Annotated in this window: 20 protein-coding genes; 7 read left to right on the top strand and 13 right to left on the bottom strand. The window is 62.6% G+C overall.

The annotated features are described in order from the left end of the window. The first annotated feature begins 4 nt into the window (after positions 1 to 4). Both QYE47_RS06025 and QYE47_RS06020 read left to right on the top strand, forming a co-directional pair. The gene (locus tag QYE47_RS06025; protein WP_070383711.1) at positions 5 to 1,450 is read left to right on the top strand and encodes an ATPase domain-containing protein; all 1,446 of its coding nucleotides are present in this window, start codon (positions 5 to 7) and stop codon (positions 1,448 to 1,450) included. 11 nt (positions 1,451 to 1,461) lie between these two features. Beyond that, a complete protein-coding gene (locus QYE47_RS06020; RefSeq protein WP_010954660.1) occupies positions 1,462 to 1,815 on the top strand; it encodes a response regulator in 354 nt (117 codons plus the stop codon). Between the two features lie 39 nt (positions 1,816 to 1,854). Here the strand turns inward: QYE47_RS06020 and csrA are convergent, their stop codons facing one another. From csrA to QYE47_RS05980, 8 genes are all read right to left on the bottom strand, one after another. Next, positions 1,855 to 2,052: a carbon storage regulator CsrA gene (gene csrA, locus QYE47_RS06015; protein WP_012051904.1), complete on the bottom strand. Its 198-nt coding sequence runs from the start codon at positions 2,050 to 2,052 to the stop codon at positions 1,855 to 1,857. Between the two features lie 253 nt (positions 2,053 to 2,305). After that, entirely contained in the window at positions 2,306 to 3,328 is a 1,023-nt protein-coding gene (locus QYE47_RS06010; RefSeq protein ID WP_012051905.1) for a DNA topoisomerase IB, read from the bottom strand. A gap of 57 nt (positions 3,329 to 3,385) precedes the next feature. Beyond that, positions 3,386 to 4,477 (bottom strand): molybdenum ABC transporter ATP-binding protein, encoded by a 1,092-nt coding sequence (gene modC, locus QYE47_RS06005; RefSeq protein WP_014590477.1) that lies wholly within the window; start codon positions 4,475 to 4,477, stop codon positions 3,386 to 3,388. A gap of 1 nt (position 4,478) precedes the next feature. Continuing rightward, positions 4,479 to 5,159, bottom strand: coding sequence for a molybdate ABC transporter permease subunit (gene modB, locus QYE47_RS06000; RefSeq protein ID WP_014590478.1), 681 nt, complete (start codon positions 5,157 to 5,159; stop codon positions 4,479 to 4,481). Further along, entirely contained in the window at positions 5,159 to 5,917 is a 759-nt protein-coding gene (modA, locus tag QYE47_RS05995; RefSeq protein WP_014590479.1) for a molybdate ABC transporter substrate-binding protein, read from the bottom strand. The genes modB and modA overlap by 1 nt, the downstream gene beginning before the upstream one ends. Before the next feature lie 82 nt (positions 5,918 to 5,999). Beyond that, the gene (locus tag QYE47_RS05990; RefSeq protein WP_019438770.1) at positions 6,000 to 7,085 is read right to left on the bottom strand and encodes a nitronate monooxygenase family protein; all 1,086 of its coding nucleotides are present in this window, start codon (positions 7,083 to 7,085) and stop codon (positions 6,000 to 6,002) included. A 51-nt stretch (positions 7,086 to 7,136) separates the two neighbouring features. Beyond that, a complete protein-coding gene (locus tag QYE47_RS05985) occupies positions 7,137 to 7,307 on the bottom strand; it encodes a hypothetical protein (protein ID WP_012051910.1) in 171 nt (56 codons plus the stop codon). Between the two features lie 7 nt (positions 7,308 to 7,314). Continuing rightward, complete coding sequence (locus QYE47_RS05980) at positions 7,315 to 7,617, bottom strand: DUF1883 domain-containing protein (protein WP_003250918.1); 303 nt, start codon at positions 7,615 to 7,617, stop codon at positions 7,315 to 7,317. Positions 7,618 to 7,776: 159 nt separating this feature from the next. On the opposite strand from QYE47_RS05980, the gene QYE47_RS05975 reads away from it, so the two are divergent. The 5 genes from QYE47_RS05975 (at position 7,777) to gorA (ending at position 12,304) form a co-directional block, all read left to right on the top strand. After that, positions 7,777 to 8,136 carry a hypothetical protein gene (locus QYE47_RS05975; protein WP_019438771.1) on the top strand — a complete coding sequence of 120 codons (360 nt, stop codon included), beginning with the start codon at positions 7,777 to 7,779 and terminating at the stop codon, positions 8,134 to 8,136. A gap of 77 nt (positions 8,137 to 8,213) precedes the next feature. Continuing rightward, the gene (locus tag QYE47_RS05970; RefSeq protein WP_070383712.1) at positions 8,214 to 8,864 is read left to right on the top strand and encodes a cytochrome c; all 651 of its coding nucleotides are present in this window, start codon (positions 8,214 to 8,216) and stop codon (positions 8,862 to 8,864) included. Further along, entirely contained in the window at positions 8,861 to 9,775 is a 915-nt protein-coding gene (locus tag QYE47_RS05965) for a c-type cytochrome (protein WP_070383713.1), read from the top strand. Before QYE47_RS05970 ends, QYE47_RS05965 begins: the two co-directional genes overlap by 4 nt. A gap of 236 nt (positions 9,776 to 10,011) precedes the next feature. Further along, positions 10,012 to 10,851, top strand: a complete 840-nt coding sequence (galU, locus tag QYE47_RS05960) for a UTP--glucose-1-phosphate uridylyltransferase GalU (protein WP_014590484.1) — start codon at positions 10,012 to 10,014, stop codon at positions 10,849 to 10,851. Positions 10,852 to 10,948: 97 nt separating this feature from the next. Next, positions 10,949 to 12,304, top strand: a complete 1,356-nt coding sequence (gorA, locus tag QYE47_RS05955; RefSeq protein ID WP_003256243.1) for a glutathione-disulfide reductase — start codon at positions 10,949 to 10,951, stop codon at positions 12,302 to 12,304. Between the two features lie 133 nt (positions 12,305 to 12,437). On the opposite strand, the gene QYE47_RS05950 is transcribed toward gorA, so the two are convergent. The 5 genes from QYE47_RS05950 to QYE47_RS05930 all read right to left on the bottom strand — a co-directional run bounded on the left by QYE47_RS05950 (position 12,438) and on the right by QYE47_RS05930 (position 17,819). Then, entirely contained in the window at positions 12,438 to 13,745 is a 1,308-nt protein-coding gene (locus QYE47_RS05950; RefSeq protein ID WP_014590486.1) for a substrate-binding domain-containing protein, read from the bottom strand. 155 nt (positions 13,746 to 13,900) lie between these two features. Continuing rightward, on the bottom strand, positions 13,901 to 15,049 hold the full coding sequence (locus tag QYE47_RS05945; RefSeq protein WP_014590487.1) for an ABC transporter ATP-binding protein: 1,149 nt from the start codon (positions 15,047 to 15,049) through the stop codon (positions 13,901 to 13,903). Positions 15,050 to 15,066: 17 nt separating this feature from the next. Next, complete coding sequence (locus QYE47_RS05940) at positions 15,067 to 15,873, bottom strand: ABC transporter permease (protein ID WP_003256236.1); 807 nt, start codon at positions 15,871 to 15,873, stop codon at positions 15,067 to 15,069. A gap of 6 nt (positions 15,874 to 15,879) precedes the next feature. Beyond that, entirely contained in the window at positions 15,880 to 16,797 is a 918-nt protein-coding gene (locus QYE47_RS05935; protein WP_014590488.1) for an ABC transporter permease, read from the bottom strand. Then, the gene (locus QYE47_RS05930; protein WP_004576593.1) at positions 16,794 to 17,819 is read right to left on the bottom strand and encodes an ABC transporter substrate-binding protein; all 1,026 of its coding nucleotides are present in this window, start codon (positions 17,817 to 17,819) and stop codon (positions 16,794 to 16,796) included. The genes QYE47_RS05935 and QYE47_RS05930 overlap by 4 nt, the downstream gene beginning before the upstream one ends. Between the last annotated feature and the right edge of the window lie 255 nt (positions 17,820 to 18,074).

Here is an 18,074-nt window from a genome sequence, read left to right as displayed (position 1 = left end):
CAACATGGCACAGGCACTGAAGCGGCTGGTAACGGGGATCGACGGGCTCGACGCGTTGCTCAAGGGTGGCCTGATAGCTGGCGCCTCCTACATTGTCCAGGGGCCGCCAGGGGCCGGTAAGACCATCCTCGCCAATCAGCTGGCCTGCGGCCACGTGCGTGGCGGTGGTCGGGTGCTGGTGGCCACTTTGCTGAGCGAGTCGCACGAACGCTTGTTCCAGTACCTGTCCACGCTGGACTTCTTCGACCCGGCGCTGGTCGGTGACAAAATCCAGTTCGTCAGCGCCTTTGATACCCTTGAGCAGGACGGGCTGGATGCGGTGGTGCGCTTGCTGCGCCAGGAAATTGCCCGGCAACAGGCCAGCCTGCTGATCGTCGACGGTGTGCTCAATGCCCGGGTACGTGCGGAAACCGCGCTGGACACCAAGAAGTTCGTCTCTGAGCTGCAGGGGCATGCAGCCTTTGCCGGTTGCACCGTACTGTTGCTGACCAGTGCCCGGCTGGACGAGGGCAGCCCGGAACACACCATGGTCGATGGCGTGATCGAACTGGGTGAGCAACTGGTCGGCAGCCGCGCCGTGCGCCATGTCCAATTGCGCAAGACCCGCGGCAGTGGTGCGTTGTCGGGGCGTCACGAATGCCTTATCGATGAGTCCGGCATGCAGGTCTATCCTCGCCTGGAAGCGTTGTTCAGCCACCCCAGCCAATTGGGCAGTGGCACCTTGGCGCGTATCAGCAGCGGCGTACCAACCTTCGATGAAATGCTTGGCGGAGGCTTGGCCACCGGGTCAGTCAGCCTGTTGATGGGGCCTTCGGGGATTGGCAAGACATCATTGGGCCTGGCCTTTCTGGGTGCCAGCACCCCGCAGGCGCCGGGGTTGCATTTCGGTTTTTACGAAACACCCGAACGCCTGCGCAGCAAGGCCGCTTCGCTCGGTTACGATTTTGCCGCGATGGAGCAGGGCGGTAGCTTGCAGCTGTGCTGGCAGCCGACCACCGAGGGCTTGCTGGACCAGGTTGGCGCGCGACTACTGGAGCGTGTAGCGGCGCAGGGCAGCAAGCGCGTGGTGATCGACAGCCTTGGCGCATTCAGCCGCCTGGCTATTGACCCGACGCGGCTAAATGCGTTTTTCCGCGCGCTGGCGGGTGAGTTGCGCGCGCGCGATATCAGCGTGATGCTGACCTGGGAGATGCGCGACATCTTCGGCGCGGAAATCAGCGCCCCCGCGCCGGACCTGTCGACTATCGTCGACAACCTTATGCTGATGCGCTTTGTCGAACTGGACTCGCAACTACGGCGCATGCTGTCGGTCCTCAAGGTGCGTGACAGTCACCATGACCCGGCCTTGCACGAGCTGCTGATCGGGCCGCAAGGCATTACCTTGCGCAAGGCGTTCGAAGGTGCCTGCGGTGTGCTTTCGGGAACGCCGACGCCGCAGGAGAGCGGGTGACGGACGAGCCGATGAACACCATCCTGATTGTCGATGACGAATACCTGATCGCCGATATCCTCGGGTTTGCCCTGGAGGACGAAGGTTTCCTGGTGGAAAAGGCGAGCAATGGCTGCAAAGCACTGGAGGCGTTGAAGGAAAAACGTGTGCAGCTGGTGATTACCGACTACATGATGCCGCTACTCAACGGTGAGGAGTTGGCGCGTGCCATCCGCGAGGACCCTGCGTTAAGCGAGTTGCCGGTCATCCTCATGAGCGGCGCACAGGCCAGCCAAGGATGCCCGGCCCTGTTTGCCGCAATATTCGACAAACCGTTCGACATGGATGAGATGATCGCCACGGTGCATCAGTTAATAGGCACCTGAGGCTGGCGGTCGAGCGCATCCATGCCCCTCGGGTGACGCTCAGTGTGAGTCTTCGTGTTTCTCCGGAGCCGGGCTGCCGGCCTGGATGCGTTTGAAGATTTCTTCTCGATGGACCTGAACATCTTTCGGTGCATCGATACCGATCCTCACCTGCATCCCTTTGACGCCCAGAATGGTGACTTTGATGTCATCGTTGATGACGATGCTTTCGCCAACCTTACGGGTGAGTATCAGCATGTAGTTCTCCTTGGTGATGTAAAAGTCCGCCGGGCTAGTTGCCGTGGCGGCGGGAGCTTGTCCCTCTTCCTTCTCATTAAAGACGCTTTCGGCGGATAGTAATTCCCCGACAGACAAATTCTGTTGCGTGTCTTCAGTTGCAGGTGCCAAAGCAAACCGTCAACGGTTTGTCGGCCAAGGTGCTCGCTGGCAAGAATAGGGGGGTTGGCGGCTAATGGGAAATTTCTTCGCATCATGGGCTGAATAGACAAGCTCAATGGGCCTCCTGTTCCTCGAGTGCCTGAAGAAACAACAACAAGGCCACTTCCTCCGGGTCCAGGCCTTTGCGCACACGGTTTTTCGGCAAATTGGCAAGGCGCCCCAAGGTATAGTGCTCCAGGACTGCCGGGTGGATGTAGCAGCGCCGGCACACTGCCGGCGTATTGCCCAGGCGCGTGGCTACCTGGCGGACTATTGCTGCGACCTGACGTTTGGCTTCACTCTCCGGCTCCCAGGCCAAGGGCTTCAGCAGGTTCAATGCCAGGCTGCTGCCGGCCCAGGTGCGATAGTCCTTGGCAGTGAAGTCGGCGCCGGTCAACTGCTGCAGAAACTGATTGACCTCGGTGGAGCCGACACTATGGCGCTGGCCGTCTTCATCCAGGTACTGAAACAGTGCCTGCCCAGGCAGTTCCATGCAGCGTTTGAGCAGGTTGGCCAAGCGCCGGTCGTTGAGGGTGACGTTGTGTTCGACGCCGCGCTTGCCGCGGAATTGAAAGCGAATGCTGCTGCCTTTGATCTGTACATGGCGATTGCGCAGGGTGGTCAATCCGTACGACCGGTTATCGCGCAGGTAGCGCTGGTTACCAATGCGGATCAGGGTGTGGTCCAGCAGGCTCACCACCAGCGCCATGACCTTTTCCCGGTCCAGCCCTGGCCGCGCCAAGTGGGCTTCCAGCTGTGTGCGCAGCTTTGGCAAGGCTTGGGCGAACGCAAGCATGCGCCCGTATTTGTGCTGGTCGCGCAGTTCGCGCCACTGCGCGTGGTAGCGGTACTGCTTGCGGCCACGGGCATCACGGCCGGTGGCTTGCAGGTGGCCTTGCGGATCGGCGCAGATCCACACATCCGTGTAGGCCGGGGGGATCACCAGTGCGGCGATGCGTGCGAGGGTTTCGCTGTCGCGTACTCGTTGGCCATCGGCATCCAGGTAGATGAAACGGTCGCGCCAGCGCCGACGGGTCAGGCCCGGCTGACTGTCGTCAACGTAGTGCAGGGTGCGCGGCAGGGGGCAGTCAAGCATGGGCGGTGGGCCTCGATCAGGTCACTGATCAATGGACAATACGCGCGCTAAGGATGCTCAACCCAAAAGGGCCACCGACTTGATCTGGGCGAACAGTATCTGCCCCGTGTGCAAACCGAGCTGGTCTGCCGAGAAGCGGGTGATGCGTGCAAGCAGGGCATTGCCGCCAGCATCCAGGCTGACCAGCACATGCGCCGGGTTGGCCGCCGGGCAGCTCTCGCGCACACGCACCGGCAGGCGGTTGAGGATGCTCGATGCGCTGTCCGCCGCCAGTGCCAGGCTGACATCCCGGGCCTGCACCTTGACGCGCAGGGTGCTGCCCATCACCTGCGCCGCGTGGGTGATGCGCAGCAGCGGCCCGCTGCTGCCGGGCAGGCGCAGGTCAAGCAGGCCGTAGTGTGGGTCGTGCCCAACCACCCTACCTTCGAACACGACGCCGGCGTCGTCGCCCTGGGCCAGCGACAGGTCAAGGCGAGCCAGGGTTTCGCCGATCGGGCCGCTGGCGATCGCCCGGCCTTGTTCCAGCAACACCAGGTGGTCGGCCAGCCGCGCGACTTCATCCTGGGCGTGGCTGACATATATGAGGGGGATGTCCAGTTCGTCGTGCAGGCGCTCCAGGAAGGGCAATATCTCGCGCTTGCGCGGGCCGTCGAGGGCTGCCAGCGGCTCGTCCATCAACAACAGCCGTGGGCTGCTGAGCAGGGCGCGGGCAATACCCACCCGCTGCGCCTCGCCACCCGACAGGGTTGCCGGGCGGCGGTCCAGCAAGTGGCCGATACCCAGCAGTTGGCACGCCTGGTCGAGGCTGACCTTGCGTGCAGCGGGCGCTACCCGGCGCCAGCCGAACGTCAGGTTGCCGCGCACCGACAGGTGCGGGAACAGGCTGGCTTCCTGGAACACGTAGCCCACCGGGCGCAGGTGCGGTGCCTGGAAGTAGCCACGGGTGCTGTCTTCCCAGACTTCGCCGTTGACTTCGATATAGGCGCTGGCGGCCCGTTCCAGCCCGGCCAGGCAGCGCAGGCAGCTGGTCTTGCCGGAGCCAGAGTGGCCGAACAGCGCGCTGATGCCGCGCCCGGGCAGGTGCAGGTTGACGTCCAGGGTAAAGTCGTCGCGTGCCAGTTTCAGGTGCGCCACAATCGATGCGGTCATTTCAGCTCCAGCCAGCTTTGCCACGGCGTCCAGCGTACAGCAGGAGCAGCACCAGGAATGAGAACACCAGCATGGCCCCGGCCAGCCAGTGGGCTTGCGAATACTCCATGGCTTCGACGTGATCGAAAATCTGCACCGAAACCACGCGAGTCTTGTCGGGGATGTTGCCACCGATCATCAGTACGACGCCAAACTCGCCCACCGTGTGGGCAAAGCCGAGGATGCTGGCAGTGACGAAGCCAGGGCGGGCTAGCGGCAGCACCACGTGAACGAAGGTATCCCATGGGCTGGCGCGCAGGGTGGCGGCGACTTCCAGGGGGCGCTGGCCGATCGCGCCAAAGGCATTCTGCAGGGGTTGCACCACGAACGGCAGGGAGTACACCGTCGAGCCAATCACCAGGCCTGTGAAGCTGAACACCACACTGCCCAGGCCTAGCGCCTGGGTGGCCTGACCAAGCCAGCCGTGCGGGCCAAGGGCGATCAACAGGTAAAAGCCGATCACCGTCGGTGGCAGTACCAGCGGCAGTGCCACCACCGCACCCACCGGCCCGCGCAGCCATGAGCGCGTGCGCGCGAGCCACCAGGCGACCGGGGTGCCGATGACCAGCAGGATCAGGGTGGTCAGGCTGGCCAGTTTTACGGTCAGCCAGATGGCGCCCAGGTCACTGGCATCGAGTGGCATCAGCGTTCATAACCATAAGATTTGATCACCGCTGCGGCTTTCGGGCCTTTGAGGTATTCGACCAGTGCCTTGGCGGCCGCATTGTCCTTGCCTTTGTTGAGGATGACGGCGTCCTGACGGATCGGGTCGTGCAGGTTGGACGGCACGATCCAGGCCGAGCCATGGGTTACTTTGCCGTCCTTGTAGATCTGCGAAAGGGCGACGAAGCCCAACTCGGCGTTGCCGGTGGAGACGAACTGGAAGGCCTGGGTGATGTTCTGGCCTTCGACGATCTTGCCTTTGGTGGCTTCGGTGAGCTTCAGCCTGTCCAGCAGCTGGGTGGCGGCCAGGCCGTAAGGTGCCGCTTTCGGGTTGGCGATGGACAGGTGTTTGTATTCGTTCTTTTTCAGTACTTCACCCTTGGCATCTACGTAGCCTTCCTTCGCAGACCACAAGGCCAGGGTGCCGATGGCGTAGGTAAAGCGTGAGCCAGGTACGGTTTCCTTTTCTGCTTCCAGCTTCTTGGGGGTGGTGTCGTCAGCGGCGAGGAACACTTCGAACGGTGCACCGTTCTTGATCTGCGCGTAGAACTGCCCGGTGGCGCCGTAGGCCGCGACCAGTTTGTGGCCGGTGTCTTTTTCGAATTCCTTGGCGATGGCCTGGACAGGGGCTGTGAAATTGGCTGCGACCGCGACCTGGACTTCGTCGGCCCAGGCAGTGTTGAAGGCGAGCAGGCTGGCCAGGGCAGTGAAGGTCAACTGGGGCGAGCGGATACGCATGAAGACAGCTCCTTGAGATTATCGTTATAGCCTTAACTATATAGCGATAAGCCATTGGCCGTGAAGAGGCCAGGCCTGCCTGTCAGAATGCCTGGTGACCGATTACTGCCAGTGCCTTGCCGGCAATCTCCCGGGTCAGCTCACCCGCCGGCATGTGCCGGCCCAGCCGTAACGCCTGCCCCGACCACAGATTGCTGAAATCACTATTACCCTGCGGATCGGTGATTGCCCGTAAAGGCATCAATGCCCCGCCCGCCAGCGGGAAGCGCGGTGCAAGCTCGCTCATCGGCCCCAGCTCGCGCATGAGGCGATTGTTGATGCCTCGCGCCGGGCGGCCGGTGAACAGGTTGGTCAGGGCGGTGTCGCTGGCAGGCGCGCTGTCCAGCGCCTGGCGATGCGCTGGCGACACCTTGGCCTCGGGGCAGAACAGGTAAGCCGTGCCGATCTGCACTGCCGATGCACCCAGGGCCAGTGCCGCCAACAGCCCGCGGTGGTCGCCGATACCACCGGCGGCAATCACTGGCACGCCGACGGCATCGGCAACCTGCGGTACGAGCGCGAAGGTGCCTATCTGGCTGGTGATGTCATCGCTGAGGAACATGCCGCGATGGCCACCGGCTTCATAACCCATGGCGATGATCGCATCGCAGCCATTGCGCTCCAGCCAGACCGCTTCTTCCACGGTCGTGGCGCTGGACAGTACTTTGGCACCGCTGGCCTTTACCCGCTGCAGCAGTTCGGCCTGCGGCAGGCCGAAGTGGAAGCTCACCACCTCCGGGCGCAACGCTTCGACCAGCAGGCAGCTCTGCTCGTCGAAAGGCGCACGGTTGGACACCGGCGTGGGCGCCGTGAAATCGGCGCCCACTTCGCTGTAATAAGGCTCAAGCGCCTGCTTCCAGCGCGCATCGCGCTCGGCATCGGGCGCTGGCGGCTGGTGGCAGAAGAAGTTCAGGTTCAGCGGGCGCCCCGGGCAGCCGGCGCGGAATGCAGCGATCTCGGCGCGCACCTGTTCGCCGCTGAGCATGGCGCAGGGCAGGGCGCCCAAGCCACCTGCCAGGCCCACGGCAATGGCCATGGCCGAGCCGGTCGCCCCCGCCATGGGTGCCTGCAGAATGGGCAGCTCGATGCCCAGCAGGTCGAGGATACGGCGGTCGGGCCAGTGGCTCATGCGATTCTCCTTGCGTGGGGCGAGCGATGCGGCGGGGGCTTGCGGCGAGTCTTACAGGGCCTTGCTGACCTGGATGTCGCTGATTTTCTCGGCGTCTTCGCCGTGGATCTTGCGCAGGGCCTCAAGGGCTTGCTCCTGCGAGGCATCGGGCATCAGCGCGAAATCCCAGCGACGCTGGCCGTCGAGCTTGTATTTGATGACGTACTTGATGGTCTGGGTCATGGTGGCCTTATCTGAGTTTCGACGACGAGCGACGGATGATCTTGATCTTGTGGGTCAGCGTTGGCTTGCGGGTGACCGAGATCGGGCGAGTGGTGACGGTATCGATGGTGATGTTCCAGAAGCCGGTGCTGGGTACGGTGATCTTCGCCGGAAACTTCTCGAAATGGCCGCCGTGGTAAGTATGACGGCCGCCGTTCTTGAAGCTGCGGAAGTTGGCGTCGTTCATCAGGCGGATATTGCAGCGCTGGGAGCACTCGATGACGACAATATCGTCCTCGTTGAGGTGCTCGCGCTGGTGTACGAATTTCATGTGATGCTCCGCAAGGTTTGGATCTGCAAAAGCAAAAGATACCACGATGTGCCGTTACACTGCCGCGTTGATCGCCGGGCGTAGATAATTCTGCCAAAGCAGGGAGCAAAACCGCCTGGATGTGGTCGAAGCGAATTCTTGAAGGCAGAGGTGCAGCAAATGAAGTGGATGGTGGCGGCGTTGTCGGTGACGCTCGGTGGCTGCGTGAGCGTCGCGGAGCTGGAGCAATCGCGTGAAACGATGGATGTGATCTCTGGCAAGAGCCCACGCGCCTATGCCGATTGCGTAAAGGAGAAGCTTGCCGATACGCGTGACCCGCTGACCGAAGAGCAGCGTGGCGATGGCCTGCGGCTGATCGTACCGCAGAAAATCACCTCAGGTGCCGGCCCGGCCGCGCTGGTGGATATCGACAAGCGCGGCAGCGGCAGCAGTATCAAACTGCACGAGCGGCTGAATAACTTCCCGCTGCGCCTTGGCGATGTGCGCACTGCCGCAACGCAGTGCATCTCCGGAAGTTGATCTGAAGCAACGGGTCCTCCTTTCTCTGCTTATATGTTTTAAGCCTAAACATATAACAAAAGAAAAGGAGATTCGTGATGACACCGTTGAGACGCGTGATGATCGGCAGCTTGCTGATCCTGATCTGGCCCACGGCACATGCCGCTGATGGTCAGAAGGTCTTCACCCAGGGTGGGGCCAACCCCGCCGCCATGGCCTGCCTGGGTTGCCATGGCCCGGACGGCAATGGCATTGCGGCTGCCGGCTTTCCACGTTTGGCCGGGCTACCGGCCGGGTACCTTGCCAAGCAGTTGCAGGACTGGCGCAACGGCAGCCGCAAGCAGCCAGTCATGGAACCTTTGGCCAAGGCCCTGAGCGACGATGAAATCAAGGCCGTCAGTACCTACCTGGCCAGCCTGCCGGCAGCGCCCGCTGGCGACCTGCACCGCCAGCAGATTGCCGATGACCCGACTATCCGCATGGCCTTGTACGGCGACTGGAGCCGGCAGATTCCAGGTTGCGTGCAATGCCACGGGCCGGGTGGCGGCGGGGTGGGCGAACACTTCCCGCCCTTGGCCGGCCAGCCCGCCAGTTACCTGGTGGCACAGCTCAATGCCTGGCGCGACGGCAGCCGCAGCAATGACCCCAACCAGCTGATGGTCGGCGTGGCCAAGGCCATGACCGATGAGGAGATCAAGGCCGTTGCCGAGTTCTTCGCCCGCCCCGCCAGTCAGGAGGTCACGCCATGAAAAACCTGATTCCCGTCTTGTTGCTGCTGGCCGTGGGCAGCGCCCAGGCCACGCCGATCGCCATGGAAGACCAGTCGCAGTTGAAGGTTCCCGGTGTGCAGGCGACACCGCAGTTCGTGCCGCCTGCTGAGCGTGAGTTGCCCGATAATGCCTTTGGCAAAATGGTGCGTGAAGGCCACGCCTTGTTCGTCGACACCCGCCGACTGATGCCCGAGGCGGTGGGCAACGGCATGAACTGCAGTAACTGCCACCTCGATCAGGGGCGGTTGGCGCACTCGGCGCCGCTGTGGGGGGCCTACCCGATGTACCCGGCCTATCGTAAGAAGAATGACAAGGTCAACACCTTCGCCGAGCGTATCCAAGGGTGTTTTCAGTTCAGCATGAACGGCAAGCCGCCGGCCGCTGACAGCCCGCAGATGACGGCATTGGCGGTGTATTCATACTGGCTGTCGACCAAGGCGCCGACCGGTGTGGAGATTGCCGGACGTGGTTATCCGGAGGTGGCACAACCCAAGGGCGGTTATGACTTCAAGCGCGGCCAGCAGGTTTACCGTGAACAATGCGCGATTTGCCATGGCGATAACGGTGAAGGGCAAAAGGTCGCAGGCGAGTACGTAATGCCGCCGCTTTGGGGCAAGGACTCCTACAACTGGGGGGCCGGCATGCACCGCATCAATACCGCGGCGTCGTTCATCAAGTACAACATGCCGCTGGGCAAGCCGGGCAGCCTCAGCGATCAACAGGCCTGGGACGTGGCGGCGTGGATCAACCGCCACGAGCGGCCACAGGACCCGCGGTTGGTAGAGGGATCCATCGAGAAGACGCGGGTGAAGTTTCATGCCAATGATGGGGTTAACCTGTATGGTCAGCAGGTTGATGGGGTGCTGATCGGGCAAGGGACAGGTAGCTGAGCTAAGCCGGTGGCGGCCTCTTGGCGCGTGAGCCCGTCGAAGAGGCCGCCACCGGCACGCTGATTTTCCTGTCATCCAACGGTCATGTATGACAGCAATATTTACGATCCCTCGGAACTATCTACACTGGGATATCTCTATGATGGCAACGGTCGTTGTCGGGGGCATTGTAAGGTGACTGCCGCCTGATTAGACTGCGCCGAATTCCACAGGCCTAGCCTTTTGTAAGGACGTATATGATCAAAAAATGCTTGTTCCCGGCAGCCGGCTACGGCACGCGCTTCTTGCCTGCTACCAAAGCCATGCCCAAGGAAATGCTGCCGGTGGTCAACAAGCCACTGATCCAGTATGGCGTTGAAGAAGCATTGGATGCGGGTCTGAACGAGATCTCCATCGTTACCGGGCGCGGCAAGCGTGCCCTGGAAGACCACTTCGACATCAGCTACGAGCTGGAAAACCAGATCAAGGGCACCGACAAGGAAAAATACCTGGTCGGTATTCGTCGTCTGCTCGACGAGTGCTCCTTCTCGTACACGCGCCAGACTGAAATGAAGGGCCTTGGCCACGCGATTCTTACTGGCCGCCCACTGATCGGCGACGAGCCGTTCGCGGTGGTGCTGGCGGACGACCTGTGCGTCAACCCGGAAGGTGACGGCGTACTGACTCAGATGGTCAAGCTGTACAAACAGTACCGCTGCTCGATCGTCGCCATCCAGGAAGTCGACCCGCAGGAAACCAACAAGTATGGTGTGATCGCCGGTGAGATGATCCGCGACGACATCTTCCGTGTGACCAACATGGTCGAAAAACCGGCCCCGGAAGACGCGCCTTCGAACCTGGCGATCATCGGCCGTTACATCCTGACCCCGGATATCTTCGACATCATCGCCAATACCAAGCCAGGCAAAGGCGGTGAAATCCAGATCACCGATGCCCTGCTGCAGCAGGCGAAGGATGGGTGCGTGATTGCCTATAAGTTCAAGGGCAAGCGTTTCGACTGCGGTGGCGCCGAAGGCTACATCGACGCGACCAACTTCTGCTTCGAGAACTACTACAAGACTGGCAAGGCTTACTGATAAGCCCTGCTGGCCTCAAAGCCATCCTTCGGGGTGGCTTTTTTGTTTGCGGCGGCCAACGGCGGTATGCTGGACGCCTGCCTGGGAGAGTGAATACATGGCCTTCGATTTTGATCTGTTCGTGATTGGCGCCGGGTCCGGTGGTGTGCGCGCAGCGCGTTTTGCTGCCGGTTTTGGCGCAAAAGTGGCAGTGGCTGAAAGCCGCTACCTGGGGGGCACCTGCGTCAACGTCGGTTGTGTGCCGAAAAAACTGCTGGTGTACGGCGCGCACGTTGCTGATGAGCTGGAGCAAGCCGCAGGTTTCGGCTGGACGTTGGAAGAGGGGCATTTCGACTGGGGCACCCTGATTGCCAACAAGAATCGGGAAATCGAGCGCCTCAACGGCATCTACCGTAACTTGCTGGTCAACAGCGGGGTGACCCTGTTGCAAGGCCACGCGCGTCTGACGGGCGCCAACGAAGTGGAAGTGGACGGTCAACGCTACACCGCCGAGCATATCCTTATCGCTACCGGTGGCTGGCCGCAGGTACCGGACATCCCTGGCAAGGAACTGGCCATCACCTCCAACGAAGCTTTCTACCTCAAGGACTTGCCGCGCCGCGTGCTGGTGGTGGGTGGGGGTTATATTGCCGTCGAATTCGCCGGCATCTTCCAGGGCCTGGGGGCCGACACCACACTGCTGTACCGTGGCGACCTGTTCCTGCGCGGCTTCGACGGCTCGGTGCGCACCCACCTGAAGGAAGAGCTGGAAAAACGCGGCCTCGACCTGCAGTTCAACGCCGACATCCAGCGCATCGACAAGCTTGAGGATGGTCGCCTCAAAGCCACGCTCAAGGACGGCCGCGAGCTGGTAGCCGACTGTGTGTTCTATGCCACCGGCCGGCGCCCGATGCTGGACAATCTGGGCCTGGAGAACACCGGCGTCGAGCTGGATGCGCGCGGCTACATCCGGGTCGATGAGCAGTACCAGACCACCGCGCCCTCGATTCTCGCCATTGGCGATGTGATCGGCCGTGTACAGTTGACCCCAGTGGCCTTGGCTGAAGGCATGGCCGTGGCGCGGCGCCTGTTCAAACCCGAGCAATACCGCCCGGTGGATTACCAGAACATCCCCACCGCGGTGTTCAGCCAGCCACCCATCGGTACCGTAGGCTTGACCGAAGAGCAGGCGCTGGAGGCCGGGCACAAGGTGCAGGTATTCGAAAGCCGCTTCCGGGCCATGAAGCTGACCCTGACCGACATTCAGGAAAAGACCCTGATGAAGTTGGTGGTCGATGCCGAGACCGACAAGGTGCTGGGCTGCCACATGGTCGGTCCTGACGCTGGCGAAATCATTCAGGGCCTGGGCATTGCGCTTAAAGCCGGTGCCACTAAGCAGCAGTTCGACGAAACCATCGGCGTGCACCCGACGGCGGCTGAAGAGTTCGTGACCATGCGCACCGTCACCCGCTGATGACGCGGAGCCTGCTGTGCAGCCTGTAGACGCAGCCTTGTGCTGCGACGAGGCCCTTGCAGACAGAGAAACGCTTCTGTCATTCGGGCCTCGTTGCAGCACAAGGCTGCTTCAGGGGGTGTGCAAGGCCGGATCAATACACCCACACCTCGACCCGCCGGTTGCGCAGCCGGCCTTGCTCCAGTTCATTCCCGGCCACTGGCAGTTCATCGCCCATCCCGGTCACCTGCAGCACCTCCACGCCACCGCGCGCCAGTTCGCGGCGCACCGCTTGCGCACGCAGGCGGGAGAGCAGGGCTGCGCGCCCAGGGGTTTCCTTGGGATCGCCGAACCCCACCAGCACCGCCTTGCCCTGCAGCTTCCCGGCCTGGCGTAGGTACTCTGTCACCCGCTGCACGTCGCGCAGGGCCTTGTTATCCAGGCTGGCGCTTCCTTCCTGGAAGCGGAAGTTCACACTCAGCCGCTGCGCCTGCCGGGCCAGGGTACGATAGGGCGGTGGCATGTCGCCTTGGGGGGCGACAGAAAGGGCCTTGATCTGCTGCGAAACGAAACCCTGCTGGGCGATGATCGCCTGGCCGGCCGGGCTCTGGGCAAAATCGACCAGGGCCTTGGCCTGGGGCTTGGGGTTGGCCGGCAGGTAAAAGTACAGGCGCCGTGAGAGCGGGTAGTCCTCGCTGGCCACCCGTGCGCGCTCCGGCAGCATGGCCGGCGCGTCGCCTTCGGCCACCGCCAGCACCTTGGCCCCGTGTGCGGTGGCCAGGCTGCTGAAACCGATGGCCTGGCGGTCGGTACCCACGCGTGCCGCCAATTCGTCACTGGACTCGAAGCGCCTGGCCTTGGCCGAAAGCTCGCCATGCTGAGGTTCCAGCACCAGCGCCTTGAAGGTCTCGAAAGTGCCGGAACGGTCGTCACGGGCATACAGATGAATGGCCCCGCCAGGTATGCCCAGTTGTTCCCAGCGCTGGATCTGCCCAGAGAAAATGTACGCCAGTTGCCGGATGTTCAGTTGGGGTATTGGGTTGTCGGGGTGGACGATGACCGCGACGCCGTCGAGGCCGATCACCTGTTCGGTGCCGGCTGCGCGAAGGTCGCCCAGCGCCTGCAACTGGCGCACTTCACTGTCGTTGATCGGCCGCGAGGCGGCGGCCAGGTCCGCGTCGCCACGGCCCAGCGCGACAAAGCCGGTGCTCGAGCCGTGGGCGGCAATGTCGATGCGCAAGGGCTGGCCGTGCCCGTCGCGGGCGGTAATCACCCACTCGTTGGCGACCTTGCCCGGCTGTTGCTCGATGGCGGTGGCCTGCTGTGCGCGCAATTGCCCCTGTACCAGCGCGGGCAGCAAGGCCGCGCCGATGGTGTTGGAGCCTTGCACGCGCAGGTGCAGGGGCTCAGCCAGGGTCGCGAGTGGTAGCAGGGTGAGCAGCAAGACAAGCAGGCGGAGCATGCCGGGTGACCTGTGGCATAGAGTTGGCCGGCAGATTACGACAGTGGCGTGATGATAATGTGACGGGGCGTACGCCTCCAATAGTGCAGCGCCTGCCAGATCGTGTGCCGCGCGGGCGGTGCTCGATCTGGCAGGCGCTGCAACGCACAAGAGCGTTAATGCGCCCCGGCCGACTTGCTCAGGTCGCTCTCGGCCCATTCGGTATAAATGCAAGCGTCTGCCACTGCCCAACGCACCTTCACGCTGTCGCCCGGCTGCATCGGCATGCCCGCCGCCGACAGTGCCTTCACGGTCAGCTCGGTACCCCCTGCAGTCACCACATGGCAGGTCTGGCTTTCACCCAGGAACAGCACTTCGCCAACCTTGGCAGTGACCTCGTTCCAACCCGCCGGCAGCGGGTCACGCGTGGCCTGTTCGGCGGTCAGGGCCACGGCCTTTTCCGGGCGCACCATGATCAGTGCATCCTGCGAGGCGGCCAGCCCCGGGGTCAAGCGAATGGCCACTGGCTGGCCCTCGAAGCTGCCCGCGCCGTTGCTGCTGGCCTTGATCCGCAGGAAGTTGGAATTGCCCAGGAACGATGCGACAAAGGCATTCGGTGGGTTCTGGTACAGGTCGTAACCGGTGCCCAGGCCGACGATCTTGCCGTGGCTGAAAATGGCGATGCGCTGGGACAGGCGCATGGCTTCTTCCTGGTCGTGGGTGACGTAGACGATGGTGATGCCCAGGCGGCGGTGCAATTGGCGCAGTTCGTCCTGCAGGTCTTCACGCAGCTTCTTGTCCAGCGCGCCGAGCGGCTCGTCCATCAGCAGGATGCGCGGCTCGTACACCAGCGCCCGGGCGATCGCCACGCGCTGCTGCTGGCCGCCCGACATTTGCGAGGGTTTGCGGTGGGCGAACTGTTCCAGTTGCACCAGCTTGAGCATGGCGTCGACGCGTTTGGCGGTTTCGGCAGCACCGAGTTTGCGAATGGCCAGTGGGAAAGCGATGTTGTCACGCACATTCAGGTGCGGAAACAGCGAATACCGCTGGAACACCATGCCGATGTCACGCTTGTGCGGCGGCACGTTGACCAGCGACTGGCCGTCGACCAGGATCTCGCCGCTGCTCGGTGTTTCGAAGCCGGCCAGCATCGACAGGGTGGTGGACTTGCCCGAGCCGCTGGAACCGAGGAAGGTCAGGAACTCGCCGTCCTGGATCTCCAGGTCGAGGTTGTCCACGGCGGTGAAGTCGCCGTAGTGCTTGTTCAGGCCGCGCAGGCTGACGAGGGTTTTGCCGTGCGCGTTGTCTTTGATCACTGCACTCATTGTTGTTTTCTCCGCGCTCAGGCGTTTTCGGTGCGCCGGCGCAAGGCGGCGGCAATGAACATGACCAGCAACGACAGGCCGATCAGCAAGGTCGAAGCCACGGCGATGACCGGGCTCAGGTCCTGGCGCAAGGTGGTCCACATCTTCACTGGCAGGGTCTGCAGGTCGGGGCTGGCCATCATCACGCTCAGCACCACTTCATCCCAGGACACCAGGAAAGCGAACAGGCCACCGGCGATCATGCCGGGGCGGATGGCCGGGAAAGTGACCTTGAAAATGGCCTGCAGGCGTGAGGCACCGCAGATCACCGCAGCATCTTCGATCGACTGGTCGAACAGCTTCAGCGAGTTGATGATCGAGATGATGGTGAACGGCAGGGCGACGATCACGTGGCTGACCACGAAGGCGAACAGCGTGCCGGTGTAACCTAGCTTGAGGAACAGTGCGTATACCGCCACGGCAATGATCACCAGCGGCACGATCATCGGCATGGTAAACAGCCCGTACAGCAGCTCGCGGCCCGGGAAGCGGCCACGCACCAGGGCGAATGCGCTGGGCAGGCCCAGCAGCACGGCGGCGATGGTGGTCAGCACGGCCACCTTAAGGCTGGCCAGTGCGGCGTCCATCCACTCCGGGTTGGAGAAGAACTGGCCGTACCACTTGAAGGTCCAGCCCGGTGGCGGGAACACCAGCCACTGTGACGAGCCGAATGACAGCAACACGATGAACACCACCGGCAGCAGCAGGAAGGCCGCGATGACCCCGGTGGTCAGGTACAGGCCCGTACGCAGCGGGCGGCCCATGGCATTGGGAGACAGGAGCATGGCGGTTTACCTCGCGTTGCCAACCGGGGATTCCGGCTGCAGCTTCAGGTACAGGTAGAAGAGCACCAGAGTGATCGCCACCAGCAGTGCGGCAGCGGCGCTGGCCAGGCCCCAGTTGAGGAACGACTGCACCTGCTGGATGATGAATTCGGGCAGCATCATGTTCTGTGCGCCCCCCAGCAGCGCCGGGGTGACGTAGTAACCGAGCGACATCACGAACACCATCAGCGCCCCGGAGAACAGCCCCGAGCGGCACAGCGGCAGGAACACCTTCCAGAAGTTGGTCCACGGGCTGGCGCCACAGATCGAACCTGCCTGCAGCACCATCGGGTCGATGGCGTGCATGGTCGCCTGCAGTGGCAGCACGATGAACGGGATCATGATGTAGCTCATGCCGATTACCACGCCGGTGAGGTTGTGTACCATTTCCAGCGGGGCATCGATGATGCCCATGGCCATCAACGCCTTGTTGATCACGCCCGAGCTCTGCAGCAGCACCAGCCACGAGTAGGTGCGCGCCAGCAGGCTGGTCCACATCGACAGCAGCACGATGTTCAGCAGCCAACGGCCCCAGCCCTTGGGCACCAGGGTGATCGCCCAAGCCAGCGGGAAGCCCAGCAGCACGCTGATCAGGGTCACCACGCCGGCCACCGAAAAGGTGTTGAACAGCACACGTGCGTAGGCCGAGTTGGCAAACAGCTGCTCGTAATTACCCAGCCCCGGGGTGGGTTCCAGCACCCCGCGCAGCAGCAGGCCGACCAGCGGGGCGAAGAAGAACACGCCAAGGAACAGCAGGGCAGGCAGCAGATTGCGGCTGCCTTTCCAGCGCTGGCTCAGGCTTGCGCGGCGCGGGGCGGTGCCCGGGGCGCCGGCACCCGTGGGGGTGCCTTGCGCATTATGCAGGGCGTTGATGGCGACTTTCATTTGACCAACCACTCATTCCAGCGGGCCGCGATGGCTTGACCGTTCTTGGCCCAGTAAGCGAAGTCGAGTGTGACCTGGTCCTGGGCGTAGGCAGTTGGCAGGTTTGGCGCGAGGTCTTTGTCCAGTTTGGCCACGCTGTCGACGTTGACCGGCGCGTAGGCGGTCTTGTTGGCGAATTCGGCCTGGCCCTCGGCGCTGCTGGCGTTGGCCAGGAATTTCATGGCCGCTTCCTTGTTCTTGGCGCCTTTGGGGATGACCAGGAAGTCGGCCATGACCAGGTTCTGCTTCCAGCTCACGCCCACTGGTGCACCATCTTGCTGCAGGGCGTAGACACGGCCATTCCAGAACTGGCCGAGCGAGGCTTCACCCGAGGCCAGCAACTGCTGCGACTGGGCACCACCGCCCCACCAGACGATGTCTTTCTTGATGGTGTCGAGCTTCTTGAAGGCGCGGTCCAGGTCCAGCGGGTACAGTTTGTCGGGGGCTACGCCGTCGGCCAGCAGGGCCAGTTCAAGCACGCCGGGGCTAGGCCATTTGTACAGGGCTCGCTTGCCGGGGTAGGCCTTGGTGTCGAACAGCGCGGTCCAGTCCACCGGCTTGTTGGCCCCGAGCTTGCCTTCGTTGTAGCCGAGCACGAAGGAGAAGAAGAATGACCCGACGCCATGGTCAGAGACGAAGCGTGGGTCGATCTTGTCGCGCTTGATCTGGTTGAAGTCGAGGGGTTCAAGCAGGCCTTCGCTGGCAGCGCGCAGGGCAAAGTCCGCTTCGACGTCGACCACGTCCCATTGCACGTTGCCACTCTCGACCATGGCCTTGAGCTTGCCGTAGTCGGTGGGACCGTCCTGCACGACCTTGATGTTCGTGGCTTTGGTGAACGGTACGGCCCACGCTTCTTTCTGGGCGTCCTGGGTCGTACCGCCCCAGCTGACGAAGTTGAGGCTGTCGGCGGCCTGGGCGGCCTGACATGCCAGGGTCAGCAGGCTGGCGGACAGCACTGCGGTTACACGTTTGCTCAACAGCATGGTTACGCCCTCGTTGCTTTTTGTTATTCGAGGCGGGGCTTGTGGTGCGCCCGCCAACTGTGTTCGGGGAGCAGCTAAAACAAAGTGTCTGGTGGCCGTGGGTGAGTGTAGGTGCGGCCTGCAGATTCAAGGTCTACGGGATATCATATTATGGTATTCCAAACTTTTGGCAAGAGGTATGAGGCGACCGGCCATCACTCCGCCCTGTCAAAAGCACCAAGGGCCCTGTAGGAGCGGGTTTACCCGCGAATGCGT

This window comes from Pseudomonas sp. 2,4-D, assembly GCF_030418155.1.
GTDB lineage: Bacteria > Pseudomonadota > Gammaproteobacteria > Pseudomonadales > Pseudomonadaceae > Aquipseudomonas > Aquipseudomonas alloputida.
The sequence above is the reverse complement of the archived record's forward strand: the minus strand, read 5'-3'. Positions and strand labels throughout refer to the sequence as shown.